This window comes from Legionella parisiensis (assembly GCF_001467945.1).
Taxonomy (GTDB): domain Bacteria; phylum Pseudomonadota; class Gammaproteobacteria; order Legionellales; family Legionellaceae; genus Legionella; species Legionella parisiensis.
Genome location: NZ_LNYQ01000013.1, coordinates 1,670,255 through 1,691,006 on the forward strand (window position 1 = coordinate 1,670,255; position 20,752 = coordinate 1,691,006).

Sequence of the window (20,752 nt, forward strand, 5' to 3'; positions counted from 1 at the left end):
ATATCTGAAGTCAAATAATCCCAGCCACATACAAAAACCAAAAAACACAAATAACAAACAATTGTATCATTAAATAAACTTTAAGTTAGAATTTTATCCTCTAATATTTCAGTTGACTCCTCTACTATAGAGCTAACATGCTCATGTCGCATTGGACTGAGTAATCGTTGAGACGAATGGAGAATAAAAATACTTAAGGGTAACAAACTTAAAAGATCAAAGGGAAACTTTAAAACACCAATGCCGCCAAAAGCACCTATATAAGAAACACTAAGTATGGAAACCATATAAAATAAAAACCAATATAAAAGCGCGCTATTATCCCAGGAGCTTTTACGATGATAGACACAATAAATTAGAATACCAATAAGTAAAGCAATATCCAGCTTCCATATAATTGAAAACCCACACCAATACAGCATTAAATTACAAAAATAAAATGCGATATGCGAGCAAACCAGAGCTCCTGAAAGTCTAAAAGGTCTTGGAGTTAACGGCTGCAATTTCCGCATCGCTAAAAGACATATTGGTCCAATACTATAAGACAAAATACTTGCAGAAGAAAGAAAAGCTACTAACTTCTGCCACCCGGGAAATGGAAGAAAAGACAACATTCCCACTAATAAGTTTGCATAAAGAGTAACATAGGGAATTTTATGGCGATTCACCTTCAAAAAGATTTTGGGTAAATGATCATTTAATGCCATTCCATATAAAATTCTCGAAGTCGCAGCGGTATAAACTAAAGTTGTACCAAAAGGAGAAAAAGCAGCATCAATCATAAGGATGGTTGCCACGAAACCCAGACCTAAAAGCAAAGTCAAACCCACTAAAGGTCCACTATCTCCTGGGTAACTTAGGGCATGCCAACCCTGAGTTAGAAATTTCTGAGGCACAGCTGCGAGAAAGCTCAATTCCAACATAAAATACAAAACAAAACCAATCAGCACAGCACCTAAAATAGCAATAGGAATATTGCGTTGTGGATTTTTTACTTCTCCTGCAAGTACCAAACCGTTTTGAAATCCAGTAAATGCAAAAGCAATACCCCCTGCAGAAAGTGCAGTAAAAATATTTACCCAACTTTCTTTATCCGACAAACTAATCGTAACATTATCCATGGTCGGTGCAACATGAAGCAATGAAACAATTGCAATACTGGGTAATATAAATTTAATGATACTTGCATATTTATTACACTCAACAAGCAACTTAATCCCATAAGAGTTCAATACGACTACAAAGAGCATGATAGCCATTGCCGCAACATAACCATATCCTGAAAGAGTGAATGTTGTTGAGTCGTTGAGAATTAATATTGGAAAAAAATGACTTGAATACTGCAGAATTGCTTGTATTTCTATTGGAGTCATAACAACGTAGGACAACCACGATGTCCATGCGAATAAGAAACCAACCTCTTTCCCATGGGTAAAAGTTGGATAATTAGACATGCCTCCAGAAATAGGAAACATTGTTCCTAACTCACATAGGGGCAAGGCAATAAAAATCATAAAAACAGCAGCAATAACCCAAGAAACCAATGAATTGCTGCCTGCCATTTGCGCACTAATAAACGGGCTAAACAACCACCCTGATCCAATCATTCCCCCTGCAGAAACAATTAGAATGTTAGTCGTTGATATATCGCGTTTTAACATGAAAAAAACCTATAATCAGGCGTTATTCTCATTTAGCCAGAAAGTTGCTAATTATACAAGTTTTAATGAGTCTATAGGTGCTATATGCCTTAAAGTTTTTTACTTGCCACTGACTGAACTATTTCTTTAATTATTCATCGACTATCATATCCCACTGATGGATAAATTAGTGATTTTTTTGCTCGATTGCTTCAATTTCCTTAATAATCTGCTCACCATCTTCATTAGTTTTAGTATTAAACCAGGAATCTAAAATTTCTTTTGCTAAATCTTGGGTTAACAGCCGATTGGATAAAGCTAAAACATTTGCCCGATTCCATATTCTTGCACCTTTCGCCATTTGAGCATCCATACATAAAGCTGCTCTTATACCAGGTATTTTATTCGCTACAATTGAAATTCCCGTTCCAGTCCAACAAAAGAAAATACCTTCATCACATTCGCCTTGACGTATTGCCTCAGCGGCAATTTCAGCTGTTTGAACCCACGATTCATTTTGCCGTGATTTAATCGCACCAAATAGGGTAACCTCATGCCCTAACCGCTTTAACTCTTCAACGACATAATCATTAACGGGATAGAGTGTATCGCTACATACAGCTATTTTCATTGAGTTGCTTCTCCTTTTATATAAATTTCTTGGGTAACGTAAAAAACTCTAATACTCAAACTGATACTACTTCCATGCTGTGAGACTCGGAAAATCAAATTCCGTATAGCTTGAATCAAGGACTCACCCATACCCAAAACAGTCTATTGAATACCAAACCAGCCTCCGGTATCACCTCCGGCCCAACATGCATTATCTTTACATGCCTTAAATTTCACAGCGCAGAGAGATTTGAATTTATCTGCCTTACTGATATCCATCCCTTTATACCCTTCAGGCTGGCAAATTCGTGCTTCATACTTACCCTGAACACGAATTTGTCCCATTACATATATATCATCAGTAACAGAATAGATACCATGGGTATTATGCGAATAACATGCAATATAGCATCCAGGTGCCATAGTGTAGGTATTATCTGTTGGTAAAAGAGCACGCTCCGCACCAGGATATGGATAATTAACAACGCCATGGTTGCCTAGAATATAGACAGGAAAAGGCGATGGTAACAAGGATTTATTGACATCTGAGTTTACCATCGGTGGTGGAAGAGCAAGCGCCTGTGTGACAAAGATAAATCCAATACTGCCCAATAGTATTTTTTCCATTTTTGATTTCCTTTAAGGTCGGCTATTTTAAGTATAGGCAATAAAACACTTTCCCCATTTACTTTAACGTAACCTCTTTTTTGCAAAAATCAAAATGATTTAAAAGATTTACAGATTTTCAACTCCATTAAAATCAATGTCATAAGTTGAGGCAGGATAAAACCCCTTTTTAACTCTCACCGCCCTAAAAAGCACATTAAGCATCATTAATGTGCTTTTTAATCGAAACCAAGGATAAGCTTTATGTTTCAATACATCATGTGCTCTTTGATAGTCTTTAATAAATTGGCGTGGATTTTTGGGTATATACTTCAAACAATGAAGCATCATCCCTTGACCCAGCATATAAGGCTGCATATGTTGCATATTGGGTATGTCATATTGTCTTTCTCCTCTTAAAATAGTATACCAATCGATTTTATCTGTAAGCAGATGGAACCCACTGGTTACTCTTGGATTACACTCCAATGCATAAGCTTTATTATTTCCCAAGATAAAATCAAAAGCAATTTGGCCACTGAAATGGAAGCGTTTGCAAAAAGTCTTAATAAATTCAATGATTGGTTTAATTTCCGCAGGCTCAAAATAAATTCCAGTTGAACGACCTGCTTGATATTTAGAGTGGTAACACGATTGAATCAGCACCTCACCTTTATGGGCAATAGCATAAGCACTGTATTCTTTTCCGTGAATAAAGTGTTGGGCAATATAAGGTTCATTAATAGCGAGTACTGAAATGTTTTCCTTCGAAGGTTTAATTAGCGTGTGCGTACCAAAGCGGGAAAAAACAGGTTTTAAAACAAGTGCTTCCCCTTCAGGAAGCGCTTGTTTGTCCTTATCGGTGTTCATGAGCCAACTTTGCGGGGCACTCAAACCATATTCACTGACAAGCTGGTTAAAGGTATACTTATTATGTAATTGACTCAAGCGTTCAAAAGGCTCACAGAACAACCTGGTATGCTGAGATAACTCCTCGTAGCCCTGGCTGATATGAAAAATTTCTTCACATGTAGGAATAAGCAGATCAATTTTATATTCAATCACTATTTCTTTAATTGCTTTTAAAAATGCAGCTAAGTCATAATTTGGTTTAGGAATAATAAAATGCTTTTTTACTCCTTTGACAAATCGAGCAAGCGGATAAAGCATACTCTCAGCACTATAAACTTCATATCCCTGATTAATGAGGCTACGCATAATATCCATGGTAGCAGGAGCTCTGCCTCCGGTAACTAAAATGTTCATTTACATCATTTCCTTAAAAATCAATTAATCTATTCCTCAAAATCATTCAATCCATGAAGAAGCAAGAGCGTTACAGCACTATTAAATAATTTTTGACAGATGCTCATAAAAATTATGCGGCGTTGGACAAATTAGCAACTGCTCCAATCCATTGGCAAAAGCAACATGATGCTCAGGAGCAATCATTTTTGTAATCATTTCATTAATCATATAAGCCATTTGCATGGAGTTGCCGCCCATATCGCCAAAAATAACATGATTATCAATAACTTCAAGGGGTAAAGATAAGACGTTTGCAAATAACTGCCGAATTTGGATTAATAAATTCTTATGTTTGCTTGACTGCGGAGTAGTCAATATGGAGGCAGGTTTTGGTAATTTTTTATAATCTACTTTTCCATTGGAAGTTAGAGGTAATTCAGTCAAAAAAATAAAATACTTTGGCACCATGTAATATGGAAGTGTCGCAGATAGTTTTTTTTGTAAATCAACTGTATTCTCTTTTGAATACGATACTACATAGGCAATTAATTCATTATTTTCTGCCCCTGAAGCGTACTCCAGTTTTATAAAAGTTACTACAGCTTGTACAATACTATCAATTGCCAATAAAGCATTTTCAATTGCAGGTAATTCAACACGATGGCCGCGAATTTTTATCTGCTGATCCTTTCTTCCTAAATAAATCAATAATCCATCTTCTCGATGCTTCGCTAAATCCCCACTTTGATACATACGTTGCCCAGGGAAAAAAGGATCACTCATAAATCGTTTGTTCGTTAGCTCAGGCTGGTTCAAATAACCCATCCCCACGTTGCTCCCAGCAATATAAATTTCTCCTTCCTCCTCAAGTCTGACTGGTTTAAGCGTGCTATCTAAACAGTAAATACGTGTGTTTGCGGCAGGAATACCAATAGGCACACTGCCTTGAAAATCATTTTTAGCGTCATATTGATGAATCATACATCCCACAGTAGTTTCAGTAGGACCATATTCATTAAATATTCGCGCATTAGATAATTTTCCAATAACTAATTGAGCCAAGCTACAAGGCAAATCTTCGCCTCCAACAACTAAAGTAACTTGATGCTGGGCGTTTATGGGTAAACTACTTATCATTCTCAAATGCGACGGAGTGAGCTTCAAAAAATTAATCGATTGATTTGTAAGTATTTCCTTTAATGCTAGAGAATTAATTGACTCAGGAATGAGCATTATACTGCCGCCTGAGAGCAAAGGTAAGTATAGTGTTGTCACTGTTAAATCAAAGGCGATACTTGTAAACAACGCTGTATGATAAGCTTGATTATTAGTTCGGTATATCTCGACTGCCCAATATATATAATTCAGCAATTGGCCATGATGAATCATTACCCCTTTTGGTATCCCTGTGGTACCTGATGTATAGATGATGTAAGCTAGCTGAGAGAGCGAATTCTCATTTCGCTTTGGCATAGTCGTACTCATGATTTTTAAAGGAATATGAGAACATAGTCCCGAATAGTTTTGCCTTAATGCTTCATGCTGCTCGTCAATCACTAAAGCAGGTTGAGCATCTTCTAATAAAGCCAAAACCCAATTGACCGGGGATTTTATATCAATAGGAATATAAGCAGCACCTAAATACCAACATGCCAGTATGGAACAAACCATATCTTCATTTCTAGATAAATAAATAGCTACCTTATCTCCGCATCGTATACCCAAATCAGAGAAATAACCGGCAATTTCTAAAACACGCTGATTCAATTGTTTATAGGTTAGAACCTTGGTTTTTGAAATTAGAGCTTTCTTATGGGAATATTCAGTTGTTTTTTCCCATATCCCCGTGAAAATTGTTTTTTCTTTAGGATAGTCAACATATGTATTGTTATATACAGGCCATAGCGTATCGCTATAAAGTAAATTACTCTCTGAAGCTAACTTAGGCTCATCAATCATTTTTTTCAATTGGCTCGCCAAATGAGCACATTCTTCGCGTGTTGCATGGGCGTTTGATACAGAAAAACAAATTGTCGTCGCATTGTTATGCTCTGTCACAATAAGCACAATAGGCGCAACAGGCACATTAATGGGTAAAAAATAACCATTTATGGCGCAGCCGCCCTGATTTGACTTAAAATCAGATAAATTAATCGATAATTTAGATACAATTCCAGAAAACATATATCGATTTTTCTTTTTTTGATAATAAATCAATGCACTAAGAAGAATTTTTAATAAAGCCACGGGTAAATGGCGTAAACACGCGTCATACTTTCCAATCTGCAGTTCATTTTGACTACTGAGCTGCTTTACAATATCACTGTAAATGAGAGACCAATTTGCCTCTTTATCAACTTCAATAAAAATGGGGTTTGCAAAATTAGCTGTAGTATTGGTATTAGGGAGATGGGAACGCAAGTCTACGGGAATCATAAAGCGGGCTTTTTTACCACACCGATCCGCACTAACAGCCGCCAATATTTGGCAAACCTTGGCAGTTACCCCATTGATTTTTCCAGGTAAAGTTACTTTGTGCCATAGATAGTGGGTATGAGCAAAACCTGTATCACCTGTGGGCGCGATACAATCCAATGGGAAATTCGGGCGGTATTTAATCTCTCTATTTTGTCTTAGAAACTCATAATCGGTTAGCGTCAAATTTGTACCAGTTAAAGGATGCTTTCTCCAGGCACGAAAAATATCACTCACCCAATGATATAAGCCCATACCATCCATTAGCCCATGAAAAGCACGAAACACCAAAAAATGGCGTTCTCCTTTTATGTAAGTAACTTGCATCATAGAATTCAGAGGATCAAATTTATGCCCATGAAAAAATGACGCACTTTGAATATCATGACCATCCCATTCCCTCTCTAATACTTGAATAGGCACAAAATCTTCAGGGGTTTCAAACGAGTCATACCAAATTGCGTTGAAGCTTCTTAAATTTGCACGCAAATGAACATAGGGATTGGAAAGTTTCGTTTGAATAACTGCTCGATTAAGGGAAGGTACATCTACCTCTGCATCCATTTCAAGAATTAGCTGCAGTGTAAAGGAATGATTGATCGAATCGCCAGCAATATATAATTTTTCATTAAGCGTTATAAGGCGGTGCGCTTTTTTCTTATATTGGTATGGCATATATCAAGTATAATATGAACCAATTTTGTTCATAATCAAGAAAGATAGACCAACAATCATACATTAAAAAACATTTTAATACCACATGATGTTTTTCCTTCTTATTAAGGAGCAACAGATTACTCTCGAGATAGAGGATTTAGCACATTAATATCGCCTGGACGACTGTTTTTCCACACATCCAGGCTATAAAATGTTTATGATGATTTTCTACGTTGCATAATTTGTGAAAAAAACTCAGGTTTATTCAGTCCCATTGATGCAAAGATTTGGGGTACTCTATCCCAGGAACCTTCTTCCTCAATACTTGCAACAATTAACTCAAAACCAGTTTTCTTATCAGCTTCTAATCCCCAGCCGTTAATGAAACTAAGTCCCCTTAATCGTTTTGCAGCAATATGGTTTAATGCTATTGCAGCTGATAAATAAGCATGAGCCTCTTCAAAAAGCTGATTGCATTTTTTCAAATTAGATTCGCTTTTAAAAACACCCTCTTTTTCTAAATTCTGTCTGAATTTGGCTTCCTCCAGAATCATTTGCCCTAATTGATAGTTCGCTTCTGCATCATCAAGCATTGCAGCTGCTCTATAACACTCCATATACATTAGATATGCATAGGGAAACTTTCTATTTCCTTTCAATTTATTGTAAATGGTTGCCAATTCAAAATAGTAGGCAATTTCCTTTTTGAGCATTTCATCACCGGGTTGATTATTTACCCGATTTGCTTGCATGACTTTTATTTTCTTAATAATTCTTCTAATCTGCCAACGCTTTAGATAGGCCATAAACTCTCCTGCCACTTATTATGATGTTGATTGGATAAGATATTGTAATAAAAAAATCACGATTACAATGAGGATCATCAAACCAAGAATCTTTAGTCCAAAACCAGCGGACTCTTTTATTTCTTTACCAATTTGTTTACGGGGGGCATTCTCTGACTCTTCCTCTACTCTCAATTCTGCTTTATAAATATTGTTATCAATATAATTAGATACAAAATAGGAAATCAGTCCGGTAATCACGCAGGGCACAAAAAATATTAACCAAACTATAAGTTTGCTTGCTCCCACAGTGTAATTATAATCATCTTGTAATGAACTCAACATAGTCAAAACAATGTCAGGAACATTATAGTTCAATCCCCAAGCAAGATACGGCAAAATATATAAACTATAGAAAAACAAGCCTAGACAAAGAACCAAGCAAATCATGCCTAAAATATAGAGCTTACTATTACTGCCGAATCGATCTTGTTCCATATTAACCCTATAATATCCTTTTCTTTAATTTAAGATAGCAGATGGATCTAAATAAGTACACTTACTGGTGATATTAACTAATTCATTTTAAAATAGAATATAGATCCTTTTTCTTACAAGGCAACTCATGAAACGTTATGTTTTTATGATCTCTGATGGTACAGGGATTACAGCTGAAACTTTAGGCCATAGTTTAATTACTCAATTTGAAAATACAAAATTTGAACGGATCACGATTCCTTATGTTGATTCATTAAAAAAAGCAGAACATGCCATACAACAAATTAACCAGGCTTTTAAAGAAAATGGAATTAAGCCACTAGTATTTATGACGTTAATTGATCAAGAAATTAGAAATTACTTCAAAAAAGCAGATGCTCGTGTCTTTGACTTATTTAGTACTTTTATTGGACCCATGGAAGAAGAACTAAACGAAAAATCCTCTTACACAGTCGGAAGAACTCATGGGGTTGGTAATAGCAAACTTTATTTGCACCGGCTTGAAGCAATAGATTTTGCATTATCTCATGATGATGGGGTGAAAACTCGTGGCTACGACAAGGCAGATATCATTCTTATCGGTGTTTCACGGTGCGGAAAAACTCCAAGCTGCTTATATATGGCACTTCAATATGGAATTTTAGCTGCTAATTATCCTTTTACTGAAGAAGATATTATTGGCTTTAAACTACCTGAAGTATTAAAGCCCTATAAAAATAAACTGTTCGGATTAACTATAGACTCACAACGTTTACAACAAATTCGTGCAGAACGAAGACCCCATAGTAAATATGCCTCAGCGGAACAATGTCGTTTGGAAGTTAATGAAGTTGAAGCCATGTACCAAAAGGAAAAAATTCCTTATATTAATTCGACAAAATATTCCATTGAAGAAATATCAACAAAAATACTGGCCGCATCAGGGTTACATCGTAAAATATAACAGGTAACTATTGTGTATCTCCGTAGAGTTCGGAAAGAGGACTAATGTAGCCACGATGAAGCGCAGCGAGATTCAGGCCCTGCTTGGTTAATCCAATTCTATTAAAACGATTTAGTTGGCTGCACTAGGAAAATTCGCATCACAATCATATCGGCTATCATTAGCTAAAAAGGTTTTGCAACTTTGACCAATAGTATATTTTACAGTAGTGGCATCAGGTACAACAGCATTTTGCTTAGAATACATTTGCCAAATAATGACCCCGTCACTGTCTTTTTGTTGATCAAGTATTATATTAACCAATTGATTTGTCAGTTGAAGTTGACCCTTAATATTTTTAGGATAGGCTGGTTGATTTACTTCAAAACCAAATTGTATTTTTGCATTAATATGATATTTGGCTGGCAAAAAGGTCACTTTTCCGATGCTATCAATTTTTAAACTGGGTTTGCTAGCGATTTCTGCTTTCAGCCAATTAGTATAATCTTTCATGTACGCACTGACCTGACCAGGTAAATCCAAAGGCCCATTAGCATAAGGGGCACATTCAACTGGACTATCTCCGCACAAATCATAGGTTATCAAACCTAAGCTATCGAAGCGTGAAACTAGTGCTTCATTTTTATTTACAAGGTTATACCATAACCCTTTCAAATTTCCTTTCCACCAAAGACCACCCTTGGTATATATATCAGGATACTTATCTCCAGTTACAAAACCTGTAATTGGACGAGCTCCGACAGTAGGTACGGCTGCGGAAAATTTGAGATATCTTGCCCCAGGATCATCCATTATTGCATGCAAAATTGCATCTACTTTATCAATTGTTTTAGGCATAACATAAGAGTAGCCAAAATTTGTCCCATACTTCATGAGATTTTCATATGTTGGTCCCCCTGCATTGAGTATACTTTGTGCAGCATCTGTTGACCATTCACCACTTGAGCTAGGCCCCCAAGAAACTGCATATTGATCCGCATGCCAAAACTCTTCATAGTAAAAATCAATACCATCCACTCCTAAATCATTCGCTAACTTGATTAAATTTGCATATGAGGTTTTTGCCTTAGACGCCTGCTCAGGATCAGTTGGATCAGGAAACCAATCATAAAAAGCTTGATTTATGTCAGAGGATGCAAGCCCACAAGCCTGATGCACTAACGCAAAGTTACAACTGTAATTCCAGCCTCCTACAGAAAGGAATGTTTGAATATTTTTCTCTTCAGATAACTTGATTGCTGCTTTTAACTGATTAAAAGCATGAGCACCTTTGCCATCATGATCCGTGAAATAACCAAGTATGCCCGAAGTAGCAAGATTACCAGTCTGATAATCGATCAAGGTGGGCCTAACGAATGAAAAAATAACACGATTAAAATTAGGTTTTTTGAGCTTAAGCAAATCGTTAACATAATGCTGAAGGTGCTCAGGGTTATCAATAAGCAAATAGACTGAAACAACTTTTTCATTAGAAGCGGGACTGGCTTGCACTATAGACAAAGAACTATCAAGCATCAACAGGGAACATAACACAGAGAAACAAGTCTGTTTTGATTTCATCGCTTCTCCCTTGGTACTTATTAGAAACCTGATTAAATTATATACACTTAATAGGGATAAGCAAACGGTCCAACATAACGAAATGGAACCCGGATATTCACAATCCGGTGTTTCCATCCGTTGTCAGACCATTGGAGACTACGATACAACCCATAGTTGCATAAAATCATCGACTTTCATTGCTGCAAGTGTATTCGTATCACTCATTGCCTGCATGATTCGTTCAACATGTTCTACAGGAAGCTGGGTACTTAAGTTCTTTTTAAATTTAGATAGTAAAACAGGAATTCCTTCTTCACGTCTGCGTTTGTGGCCAATAGGATATTCTATGGTAATCAAATCACTTTCAGTGCCATCTTTGAAAACTATTTTGATGCTGTTGGCAATTGAACGCTTTTCTGGATCAAGATAATCACGAGAAAAACGTTCATTTTCAGTAACATGCATTTTTTCGCGCAGCATATCTATTCTGGGATCTGCGGCAACATCATCTTCATAATGCTCGGCTTTTAAATCCCCAAACAATAAGCCAATAGCAACCATGTACTGTAAACAATGATCCCTATCAGCAGGATTGTGCAAAGCACCTTGCTTACTAATAATTCGAATTGCTGACTCATGTGTCACTAAATCAATACGTGCTATATCATCAAATCTGTGTTTTACGATAGGATGCAACACCACAGCGCATTCAACTGCAGTTTGCGCATGAAACTCGGCAGGATAAGATAACTTAAACAAAACGTTTTCCATCACATAACTGCCATAAGGGCGCTGAAATTTAAATATTTTCTTATCAAAAAGAACATCATAGAAGCCCCAGGTTGGAGCACTTAATGCACTTGGATAGCCCATTTCCCCTGCTTTAGCAATTAACGCTAGGCGAACTGCTCTTGAAGTGGCATCTCCTGCCGCCCATGATTTTCTTGAACCTGCATTAGGTGCATGTCTATATGTTCTTAGACTTTGACCATCTACAAAAACCTGAGATAAAGTTCTTAACATCATGTCTTTATCAGCGCCAAAAAACTTGGCTGCCACAGCAGCGCTGGCAACTTTCACCAAAAACACGTGATCCAGACCTACTCGGTTAAAACTGTTTTCCAAAGCAAGACATCCTTGAATTTCATGTGCCTTAATCATAGCGGTAAATACATCCTGCATTAAAATTGGCGCATTGCCCTTGGCGTAACTTTGTCGGGACATATAATCCGCTACGGCAAGGATAGCACCTAAATTATCAGAAGGATGACCCCACTCAGCCGCAAGCCAGGTATCATTGAAATCCAGCCAACGTATCATAGCACCTATATTGAAGGCCGCTTGTACAGGATCTAATTCATATGCTGTGCCAGGGACTCGTGCTCCGCCAACCAGGGTAGCACCAGGAACAACTGGGCCTAGGAGTTTAGTACATTCAGCAAAATTTAATGCCAAAATACCACAACCTAATGTATCCATGAGACATAACCGTGCTGTCTCATATGCTAAAGCGCTATCAATTTTTTCGTTTAGCACATAATCTGCAATATCAATTATAACCTGATCGTAATCAGGCTTAATATTATCTTCTACATAGCTGTGCATAATACCCCTCTTATATCAATTATCTATCTTGGTAATGTTCTCATCAGATCAAGCCGAAGCAATAATTAACTGAGTACCTCCCTGGGCTTCCACTACAGTTCCACCCAGGTTGCTGTGAAATGAAACAATTACCCTCTTGTCTTAATAGCTGTGAACTTTTGGGGTTCAGGTCCAGTATATTCAGACGTGGGTCTTATCAGCTTGTTATTTTCTCTTTGTTCAAAAACATGTGCTGACCATCCCGTAATACGCGACATAACAAAAACCGGCGTAAATAAAAATGTAGGAATGCCACAATAGTGGTATGCAGAAGCACTATAAAAATCAAGATTTGGAAATAATTTTTTTTCATTCCACATGACTTCTTCGATGCGTTCTGAAATATGATATAAAAGAAGGTCGCCTTTCTCCTCACCGAGGCGAAATGACCATTTTTTGATGATGTCAGAACGAGGATCACTGGTAGTATAGACCCGATGTCCAAATCCCATAATAAGAGCTTTATTAAGCAACATTTTCTTTAATTCAGTTTCAGCTTGGTCAGGATTATCAAAACGTCCTATAAGCTCCATTGCTGCCTCATTAGCCCCTCCATGCAAGGAACCTCTTAATGTTCCAATGGCACTTGTAATCGCAGAATAAAAATCAGCCAATGTAGCTGCAGTAACTCGCGCAGCAAAAGTTGATGCATTAAACTCATGCTCCGCATATAAAATCAATGACACATTCATCATTTGAGCTTCTAACTTACTCGGCGTACGCCCATGTAATAATGCAAGAAAATGTGCCCCTGTTGTTTGCTCATCACTCAAACCAGAAATTTCTTTATTGTGAAAATGCCATGCATACCAGTAGCACATTATTCCTGGGAATAATGCTAATAATCTATCCGCAATGTGATACTGTTGTGAAAAGTCATCTTCTGGTTCAATTGTTCCCAAAAATGAACAACCAGTTCTCAGGACATCCATGGGATGTGTGTTTTTAGGGATTAATTTAAGTACTGTTTTTAAAGCATCAGGGAATGTTCTAAGACTAACTAGTTTTTTTGTATATTCATCTAATTCCTTTTGGGTAGGTAATCGCCCGTAAAGTAATAAATAAGCTACTTCCTCAAACGTGGCATATTCTGCTAAGTCATCAATCGAATAGCCCCTGTAATTCAAACCTTTACCTGCTAGTCCAACTGTACAAATTGCTGATTGGCCAGCAACAACACCGGCTAAACCGCCGCTTTTAACACTCATTGTCTTCCTCCATCAATTGGTCTAGTTTTTGTTCGTATTGATAATAACCAAGTACTTCATAAAGCTCTTCCCGAGTTTGCATTTTATCGATCATAGGTTGTTGCGTTCCATCTTGAAGAATTGTCTGATAAGTATTTAACGCTGATTGGGACATCGCTCTAAATGCACTCAATGGATACAAAATTAGCGATACACCAGCCTGTTTTAATTCCTCACGATTGAATAAAGGTGTTTTACCGAACTCAGTAATATTCGCCAATACCGGCACAGGGACTGCCTGAGTAAAAGTCTGATACTCATCCAGACGGGTCATTGCCTCAGGAAATATCATATCTGCACCTAATTCGACGCAAAGCAATGCTCTTTCTATAGCTGCATTCATTCCTTCAACAGCATAAGCGTCCGTTCTTGCCATGATGACAAAATCAGGATCCTGGCGTGCGTCAACTGCTGATTTAATTCGGTCACCCATTTCTTTCGAAGACACAATAGCTTTATTGGGCCTGTGTCCACATCGTTTTGCCAGTACCTGATCCTCAATATGAATGGCAGCAACGCCTGTTTTCTCCATAAGTTTTACTGTCCTGGCAATATTAAACGCATGTCCCCATCCTGTATCAACATCAACAAGAAGAGGTAAAGGACAAGCTTCTGTAATTCGGCGAGCGTCTTCAAGAACTTGTGATAGATTGGTCATGCCAAGATCAGGTATACCATAAGAGGCATTCGCTACACCTGCTCCTGAAAGATATATTGCTTTAGCTCCAGAAAATTGCGCGAGCATGGCAGAATAAGCATTTATGGTACCCAACACGGGTAGCGGTTTATTTTCTTTGACTGTCTGTTTGAAGGCTTTGCCCATGGAACTCACCATTAGCTGTCACTCCTTGATCTTAATATGATATAAAACTAACTAGCCTGGGCCAAAGAAGCAGAATTTAAATTTCCTTTGTGAGTTCAAGTGTTTTGCTTCGCCCAAGCTACAGATTTAGTATTATGCTCTAATGAGAATTTCATCTCAATCGATTTTAATATCACCCCGAATTATATTTTTACGTAAGAAACGTGCCGGTGATAATGCATAATGCAAATTTCTAGGCAAACAGCTTATTTCGTTATTGATTACTGAAGCGAGCCACTCTGCACATAAGGGAATTGTTGTAAGACCTCGAGAACCAAAGCCAGCACAAGCATAAAGTCCTCGATAATAGGAGCCGGATTTAGCTATCCAACGTTTTGCATTGGTTTCCATGCAAGCAAATTGCTCCACAAATTTTTCCGCCTCTGCGATTTTACCAACTAAAGGAAGATAATCAGGAGTTGACGCCCTGACACCTGCCCAATGATTACTAACCTCATCAGACCATAAAACTTCCGGGGCTAATTGTTTAAGCTTAGCCAAATTATCGCGATCATCTTCAGGCTTTATTTGCGATTCGGCTGATTTTAATTCATAGGTAGCACCTAACTGATGAGTACCTTGTAATGCGGGAAGTACATGCCCCTGTCCACATAAAGGCAATTTTAAACAAGCGCTTTGCTCGGTTGTTAAAATTGCTGTCATTTGTCCCCGAATAGGCTTAACAGGCAAATGCTTCGTTTCTTTGAATGAATTAATTTTATGACCATTTGCTAAAATAAGAACATCAGTTTCCAAATCATTCACGACCCATTGATTATCGAAAAACAATTGGTTTACTGAGGTATTAGTCAATAAGGAAATACCATCCGTGTTAATTAAAAATTGACATAATTCCGGAGAGTTTATCCATCCTGACAAAGGAATGTACAACCCAGGCTTATCTAACAAAAATCCTGATAATTGCGAAGCCTGTTCCACATCTACAAGAGTCCCTAACTTTGGATAATGGGCCAGCCAGGAACGTAAGCTGGATTGGGCTGCTTTTTCCTTCTCAGAGTAAGAAAGTAATAAGGAACCGCTTAACTCACCAATTGTTGTCTGCTTTAAAATACCCTGATAAGTGCGCACAGCATATAAAAATGCGGTTAACATAAATTGAGTCAAAGGAGAGCTGTACGCAGATAGTTTAGGAAATAAAACCGCTTGCTGATTTGCCGATCCGCCGCGTGCTATTTGACTTAATTCATCAATAATTGTTACTTTCCACCCACGCTTATTCAGAGCATGTGCTGTAAAACAACCTGCCAAGCCAGCGCCTATAATTACAGCTGATTTTCTGGAATACTTTTCTGGGCTTCCCACATGCCACGGAGTATGGCGTTTTGCAGCTTTTTGTGGTGTTATTTGCGCAAAATGCGCACAAACCATATGGCGTTTGGAACCAAACCCTTTTCTTTTTTTAACAACAAATCCATGTTGGCTTAAACTTGTTTTAACAGAACCTGCAGCTGTATAAGTTGCCAAGGTAGTTTCTTTATTAGACAGCATAGCAATTACTTTCATTAAAGCATCAGACCACATGCTTTGATTTTTTTCTGGGGCAAAACCATCAAGAAACCAAGCGTCAATAAAAGCGGTTCTGAGCTGACTCTCAAGCGATGACTCGCCGCAAATTAATAGCTGCTCATAGCACTCGAGTGCATCTCCTAACATTAATGTCAGAGTCACTCTACCATCACAAAATGAAAGATGATGATATCCGGGAGTTAATACAGGATAACTTGCTATAAGTTGCTGAGCTTGGTTTTCCAATTGTGGCCAGGAAGCTAGACTTTTCGTTAAGTCAGCAAGAGATAAAGGATGCTTTTCACATGAAATAAAGTGTAATTGACATGATTTAGGAGCATATTGCTCCCACAAATCCCAACTTACAAGAAAATTCAAGCCAATTCCAAAACCAGTTTCTGCTATAGTAAATTTTTGTATTTTATCAGAAGAAAGAGACTGCCAACGTTTGATTAAGTCATTTCCATCAATAAATACATAAAGTGATTGATTAATCGCACCCTCTGCAGAATGGTAAACATCATCATACTGTGTTGAAAAAGGCAGAGCTCCATGCCACTCCAACTCTGCCTCATTAATAGGTACAAAAAAATTACTCACATACAACCACTCGATTCGTAGCCATACTTTTGGCTTCTTGTAATTCAGTCGGTTTTCTTTCCTGTATCATCTGCCGTAACTTGGGGACCATGACAAAAAGTACAATTGAAGAACCAATTGCAAATAGACCTAACATTAAAAACACATGGCTGTAACCATCATTAGTAACTAAAGGTGAAACACTCTCTTGTCCTTCGATCATCATGTTTGAACTGTAGCTGGACAAGGCCGCACCGACACCCGTATTTAACATCAACATTCCCATCATCACACCTTGTAATGATGAAGGGGCTAAATAGCCTATCATAGCATAACCAATTGGGGATATTAAAAGCTCACCAATGCTCTGCAAAATATAACTCAAGACAATCCAGCCCGGATTCACCAACCCTTCGTAGTTGGCATAAGTGATACCAATAGGTAATATGACAAAAGCAATACCTATAAAAAGCAATGCCAATGCAAATTGAGTGGGAATATTAATTTGCACTCCATTTTTGCGCATCTTATGCAGCAAAATCCCTAATAATGGCCCCCCAATAACGATAGCTATTGTATTAATATTTTGGAACCATTGCGGTGGAATGACCCCGCTTGCATAATCACGCTGTACATTATGGTCAATAAAGACCGTAAGACCCATGGGCGCTATTTGATAAAGCATCCAAAAGACAGTTCCCACAATCATGAGTACAGCAAAAGCAACTATTTTATCTTTTGCTTCTTTTGTTGGTTGTTGTTTTGCCAAATACAAAATAACACCCAACATTAACAGTCCTGTTAACAATACCAATTTTTTAGCCCAATCTGCATATTGAAGCATTTGGCTTAAAAGAAATGGGAGTAATACAATCAGAAAAATACCTAAAAGAATGGCTTTTTTTTGGGACATTTTGTCTTTTCTGGAAAAAATCGTATCTTTATCTGATAATTGTTGCCAACAATACAAACATATAATTAATGCAATCAAATTTCCCAAGCTGCTAAGAAGAAAGAGTCGTTCATAGTTCTGAGTCAACTGAAATAATCCACTTAAGCTAAAACCAACAAAAAAACCAATATTCATACCCGCATAATTCATTAGAAATGCTGTTTCACGTCGAGTATCTTCTGGAGAAAAGCGTTGAGTTAGCATGCAATTTAAACAAGTCACGTTCAAACCAGAACCCGTTAAGAAAGCCGCCAAGCCATAATAAAGAAATGAAATATCACCGAATGAAAGCAGGATACAACCAATAATTTGCGCCACCATTCCCGCGCAAAACAATGCACGATTAGAGAGCAAACGCCCACCCCAAAAACCACCAAGCAAATGCAGTCCATAATTAAAAGCAATGAAAACACCCATGACGCTATTAGCAGTGCTGATTTGAAGTCCTAACCGCCCTTCCATGTATAAAACAAGCGTTGAATAAAGAACACTGAAGCTTAATGTAGAAACAATCTGAATAAAAAAAAGAGGAACAATTCCTTGCGGCATTGATTGTATGAATTCCTTTTTGTTTGTCATGATCGACATCATCTTACTTCCTTGTTAAAGAACGTCTCTGAATATGACATGTGAAAAAATTACTGTCTAGGGTATTTTTAAAAATTTATTTTTCTTTTTTTCTGTTCCGAAAATGAGTCTGGATTTGACTTTTGGTGCGTTGCAGCAAAAGTCAAAATTGAGAGGTTATCTATCTTCTCTCCCACGGACTACGCTACACCTGAGTTACAAAAAACTCAGGCCAGAGTATTCCCATACTATTTTTTTAATTGGCTTAATACTTCTTCAGCAGCCATTTGTGTTTTTATAATTTCATTTGTTCCATGTGCACTGGAAACAAATCCAGCCTCATACATGGAAGGAGCAAAATAAATACCTTTTCCTAACATTCCATGATAAAACTTTTTAAATAAAACCTCATCTGAGGCCGCAATGTCCGCATAATCAGCAATATGCTTTTTCTCTGTAAAACAAAAGCCAAACATTCCACCTAATGAAGCACTAAAAAATGGGATATCTAATGTTTCAGCGACAGAAGCCAATGCCAAAGTTAATGCTTGGGTAGTCTCACTTAATTGGGTAAAAAATCCTGGTTTTTCAATTTCGGATAAAGTTGCAAGACCTGCTGCCATCGCTAATGGATTGCCAGATAGTGTGCCTGCTTGATAAACTGGCCCCTCAGGAGCCAAAAAGGACATAATATCTGCCCTGCCGCCTAAAGCACCTACAGGCATACCGCCACCAATCACTTTACCAAGGGTAGTAATATCAGGAGTAATTCCGAAAATCCCTTGGGCCCCTGTTAACCCTACTCTAAAGCCAGTCATTACCTCATCAAAGATCAATAAAGCTTTGTATTGATCACATAATTGACGCAATCCTTTCAGGAATTCAGGCTCAGGCAAAACAAATCCCATATTTCCAGCTACAGGCTCTAATATTACTGCGGCAATATCATCAGGAAATTTTTCAAATAATTGCGCAGTTTGTTCTAGATCATTAAAATTTGCGGTTAGTGTATGTTCGGTAACACTTTGTGGAATTCCTGGGGTTGAAGGAATGCCTAATGTGAGTAGACCAGAACCTGCTTTAACTAATAAACTGTCGCTATGCCCGTGATAACACCCGTTAAATTTAATAAATTTATTTTTTTGAGTCACTCCACGAGCCAGTCTGATTGCTGTCATTGTTGCTTCAGTACCAGAGTTCACCATGCGTACTTTTTCAATTGAAGGAATTAAAGAGATGATTTTTTCGGCCAGTTGTACTTCAAGTTCAGTAGGCGCTCCAAAACTTATACCACTATGAAGCACTTTATTCACCGCTTCGATTACAGCTGGATGACAATGTCCAAGGATTAACGGCCCCCAAGAGCCAACATAATCAATATATTCATTATTATCTACATCAACAAGATATGCACCTTTACCATGTTTAAAAAAAATAGGGTCGCCACCAACACTTTTAAACGCTCGCACGGGTGAATTAACTCCTCCAGGGATAAGTGTTTGGGCTTGATGAAACAAATCTGTTGAACGTGTCATAAAAAACCTCCATAATTATGCGGTATAATATTACAGACATTCTTAATATTTGGCAAAAAAAATGCTTTATCTTTACATCGAAGCCCACAATAGCTAAATTACGCCCTTTTAAACGAGTATTATCATGCAAGAATATAAAAAATATATTTGTGTCATCTGTGGTTTTATTTATGATGAAGCCGAGGGATGGCCTGAAGATGGAATTGAACCAGGTACACGTTGGGAAGACGTTCCCGAAAATTGGTTCTGCCCAGATTGTGGCGCCGGTAAAGAAGATTTTGACATGGTTGAAATGGAATAAGTCTTATTAGCAGGAATGTGCACTCTAAATTATTCGTCTTTATAAAATTGTAGCATGAGTGCGATGCAGCGAAACCGGGCGATACTTGGTTTCGCTGCACGGATTACAATTTACGGTTTTACTACAACCAGTATCACTACTCCTATCAACAATAAGGTCGGCATTTCATTATAAATACGAAAAAAACGGGCGCGCTTTTGATTTTTATTTTGTGCAAACCCCTTTAAATAATGTCCACATAGCATGTGATAAATCCATAAAATAACTACCAGACTCAATTTGGCGTGCATCCATCCTGCTTTCAGATAATAAGATGGATTATAACTAAGAAGCCATAATCCCAATAAAGTAGTCATTATTGCAGCAGGCCAAGTTATTCCATAATAAAGTCTTTTTTCCATTATTTTAAAACGAATAAGACTTGTTTCATCATCAGTATCGGCATGATAAACAAACAATCTCGGTAAATAAAACAACCCAGCAAACCAGGCAACCATAGCAATGATATGAAACGCTTTAATATACAACATAA

Annotated in this window: 17 protein-coding genes; 2 read left to right on the top strand and 15 right to left on the bottom strand. The window is 37.6% G+C overall.

Annotated elements, in window-relative coordinates; translation table 11 throughout:
- Positions 1 to 80: 80 nt before the first annotated feature.
- The 7 genes from Lpar_RS13470 to Lpar_RS13500 form a co-directional block, all read right to left on the bottom strand.
- Positions 81 to 1,661: an APC family permease gene (locus tag Lpar_RS13470; protein ID WP_058518413.1), complete on the bottom strand. Its 1,581-nt coding sequence runs from the start codon at positions 1,659 to 1,661 to the stop codon at positions 81 to 83.
- Between the two features lie 166 nt (positions 1,662 to 1,827).
- Positions 1,828 to 2,271 (bottom strand): RpiB/LacA/LacB family sugar-phosphate isomerase, encoded by a 444-nt coding sequence (locus Lpar_RS13475; RefSeq protein WP_058518414.1) that lies wholly within the window; start codon positions 2,269 to 2,271, stop codon positions 1,828 to 1,830.
- A gap of 143 nt (positions 2,272 to 2,414) precedes the next feature.
- Entirely contained in the window at positions 2,415 to 2,879 is a 465-nt protein-coding gene (locus Lpar_RS13480; protein ID WP_058518415.1) for a hypothetical protein, read from the bottom strand.
- Between the two features lie 108 nt (positions 2,880 to 2,987).
- A complete protein-coding gene (locus Lpar_RS13485) occupies positions 2,988 to 4,124 on the bottom strand; it encodes an ATP-grasp domain-containing protein (protein ID WP_058518416.1) in 1,137 nt (378 codons plus the stop codon).
- Between the two features lie 81 nt (positions 4,125 to 4,205).
- The gene (locus Lpar_RS13490; protein ID WP_058518417.1) at positions 4,206 to 7,256 is read right to left on the bottom strand and encodes a non-ribosomal peptide synthetase; all 3,051 of its coding nucleotides are present in this window, start codon (positions 7,254 to 7,256) and stop codon (positions 4,206 to 4,208) included.
- A gap of 197 nt (positions 7,257 to 7,453) precedes the next feature.
- Positions 7,454 to 8,044, bottom strand: coding sequence for an SEL1-like repeat protein (locus Lpar_RS13495; protein WP_058518418.1), 591 nt, complete (start codon positions 8,042 to 8,044; stop codon positions 7,454 to 7,456).
- Positions 8,045 to 8,062: 18 nt separating this feature from the next.
- Positions 8,063 to 8,521 (bottom strand): hypothetical protein, encoded by a 459-nt coding sequence (locus Lpar_RS13500; RefSeq protein WP_058518419.1) that lies wholly within the window; start codon positions 8,519 to 8,521, stop codon positions 8,063 to 8,065.
- Positions 8,522 to 8,648: 127 nt separating this feature from the next.
- On the opposite strand from Lpar_RS13500, the gene ppsR reads away from it, so the two are divergent.
- A complete protein-coding gene (ppsR, locus tag Lpar_RS13505; protein ID WP_058518420.1) occupies positions 8,649 to 9,464 on the top strand; it encodes a posphoenolpyruvate synthetase regulatory kinase/phosphorylase PpsR in 816 nt (271 codons plus the stop codon).
- Positions 9,465 to 9,575: 111 nt separating this feature from the next.
- Here the strand turns inward: ppsR and Lpar_RS13510 are convergent, their stop codons facing one another.
- From Lpar_RS13510 to hemL, 7 genes are all read right to left on the bottom strand, one after another.
- Entirely contained in the window at positions 9,576 to 11,024 is a 1,449-nt protein-coding gene (locus Lpar_RS13510) for a glycoside hydrolase family 18 protein (protein ID WP_058518421.1), read from the bottom strand.
- A gap of 138 nt (positions 11,025 to 11,162) precedes the next feature.
- Positions 11,163 to 12,611: a bifunctional 2-methylcitrate dehydratase/aconitate hydratase gene (locus Lpar_RS13515; RefSeq protein WP_058518422.1), complete on the bottom strand. Its 1,449-nt coding sequence runs from the start codon at positions 12,609 to 12,611 to the stop codon at positions 11,163 to 11,165.
- Between the two features lie 128 nt (positions 12,612 to 12,739).
- On the bottom strand, positions 12,740 to 13,858 hold the full coding sequence (gene prpC / locus Lpar_RS13520) for a bifunctional 2-methylcitrate synthase/citrate synthase (protein ID WP_058518423.1): 1,119 nt from the start codon (positions 13,856 to 13,858) through the stop codon (positions 12,740 to 12,742).
- Positions 13,848 to 14,732, bottom strand: a complete 885-nt coding sequence (gene prpB / locus Lpar_RS13525) for a methylisocitrate lyase (protein WP_058518424.1) — start codon at positions 14,730 to 14,732, stop codon at positions 13,848 to 13,850. The genes prpC and prpB overlap by 11 nt, the downstream gene beginning before the upstream one ends.
- 144 nt (positions 14,733 to 14,876) lie before the next feature.
- Positions 14,877 to 16,886 (bottom strand): bifunctional tRNA (5-methylaminomethyl-2-thiouridine)(34)-methyltransferase MnmC2/FAD-dependent 5-carboxymethylaminomethyl-2-thiouridine(34) oxidoreductase MnmC1, encoded by a 2,010-nt coding sequence (gene mnmC / locus Lpar_RS13530; protein WP_058518425.1) that lies wholly within the window; start codon positions 16,884 to 16,886, stop codon positions 14,877 to 14,879.
- Positions 16,879 to 18,405, bottom strand: coding sequence for a peptide MFS transporter (locus Lpar_RS13535; protein WP_058518426.1), 1,527 nt, complete (start codon positions 18,403 to 18,405; stop codon positions 16,879 to 16,881). Before Lpar_RS13535 ends, mnmC begins: the two co-directional genes overlap by 8 nt.
- A 227-nt stretch (positions 18,406 to 18,632) precedes the next feature.
- Entirely contained in the window at positions 18,633 to 19,919 is a 1,287-nt protein-coding gene (gene hemL / locus Lpar_RS13540; RefSeq protein WP_058518427.1) for a glutamate-1-semialdehyde 2,1-aminomutase, read from the bottom strand.
- Positions 19,920 to 20,043: 124 nt separating this feature from the next.
- Here hemL and Lpar_RS13545 point away from each other — a divergent pair, with 124 nt between their 5' ends.
- Complete coding sequence (locus Lpar_RS13545) at positions 20,044 to 20,220, top strand: rubredoxin (protein ID WP_019232400.1); 177 nt, start codon at positions 20,044 to 20,046, stop codon at positions 20,218 to 20,220.
- A gap of 110 nt (positions 20,221 to 20,330) precedes the next feature.
- On the opposite strand, the gene hemJ is transcribed toward Lpar_RS13545, so the two are convergent.
- Positions 20,331 to 20,750, bottom strand: coding sequence for a protoporphyrinogen oxidase HemJ (gene hemJ / locus Lpar_RS13550; RefSeq protein WP_058518428.1), 420 nt, complete (start codon positions 20,748 to 20,750; stop codon positions 20,331 to 20,333).
- Positions 20,751 to 20,752 lie beyond the last annotated feature (2 nt).

Coding starts and splice junctions, on each gene's coding strand:
- Lpar_RS13470 (WP_058518413.1), bottom strand. CDS start 1,661: ATGTTAAAACGCGATATATCAACGACTAACATTCTAATTGTTTCTGCA.
- Lpar_RS13475 (WP_058518414.1), bottom strand. CDS start 2,271: ATGAAAATAGCTGTATGTAGCGATACACTCTATCCCGTTAATGATTAT.
- Lpar_RS13480 (WP_058518415.1), bottom strand. CDS start 2,879: ATGGAAAAAATACTATTGGGCAGTATTGGATTTATCTTTGTCACACAG.
- Lpar_RS13485 (WP_058518416.1), bottom strand. CDS start 4,124: ATGAACATTTTAGTTACCGGAGGCAGAGCTCCTGCTACCATGGATATT.
- Lpar_RS13490 (WP_058518417.1), bottom strand. CDS start 7,256: ATGCCATACCAATATAAGAAAAAAGCGCACCGCCTTATAACGCTTAAT.
- Lpar_RS13495 (WP_058518418.1), bottom strand. CDS start 8,044: ATGGCCTATCTAAAGCGTTGGCAGATTAGAAGAATTATTAAGAAAATA.
- Lpar_RS13500 (WP_058518419.1), bottom strand. CDS start 8,521: ATGGAACAAGATCGATTCGGCAGTAATAGTAAGCTCTATATTTTAGGC.
- ppsR (WP_058518420.1), top strand. CDS start 8,649: ATGAAACGTTATGTTTTTATGATCTCTGATGGTACAGGGATTACAGCT.
- Lpar_RS13510 (WP_058518421.1), bottom strand. CDS start 11,024: ATGAAATCAAAACAGACTTGTTTCTCTGTGTTATGTTCCCTGTTGATG.
- Lpar_RS13515 (WP_058518422.1), bottom strand. CDS start 12,611: ATGCACAGCTATGTAGAAGATAATATTAAGCCTGATTACGATCAGGTT.
- prpC (WP_058518423.1), bottom strand. CDS start 13,858: ATGAGTGTTAAAAGCGGCGGTTTAGCCGGTGTTGTTGCTGGCCAATCA.
- prpB (WP_058518424.1), bottom strand. CDS start 14,732: ATGGTGAGTTCCATGGGCAAAGCCTTCAAACAGACAGTCAAAGAAAAT.
- Lpar_RS13535 (WP_058518426.1), bottom strand. CDS start 18,405: ATGTCGATCATGACAAACAAAAAGGAATTCATACAATCAATGCCGCAA.
- hemL (WP_058518427.1), bottom strand. CDS start 19,919: ATGACACGTTCAACAGATTTGTTTCATCAAGCCCAAACACTTATCCCT.
- Lpar_RS13545 (WP_019232400.1), top strand. CDS start 20,044: ATGCAAGAATATAAAAAATATATTTGTGTCATCTGTGGTTTTATTTAT.
- hemJ (WP_058518428.1), bottom strand. CDS start 20,750: ATGTTGTATATTAAAGCGTTTCATATCATTGCTATGGTTGCCTGGTTT.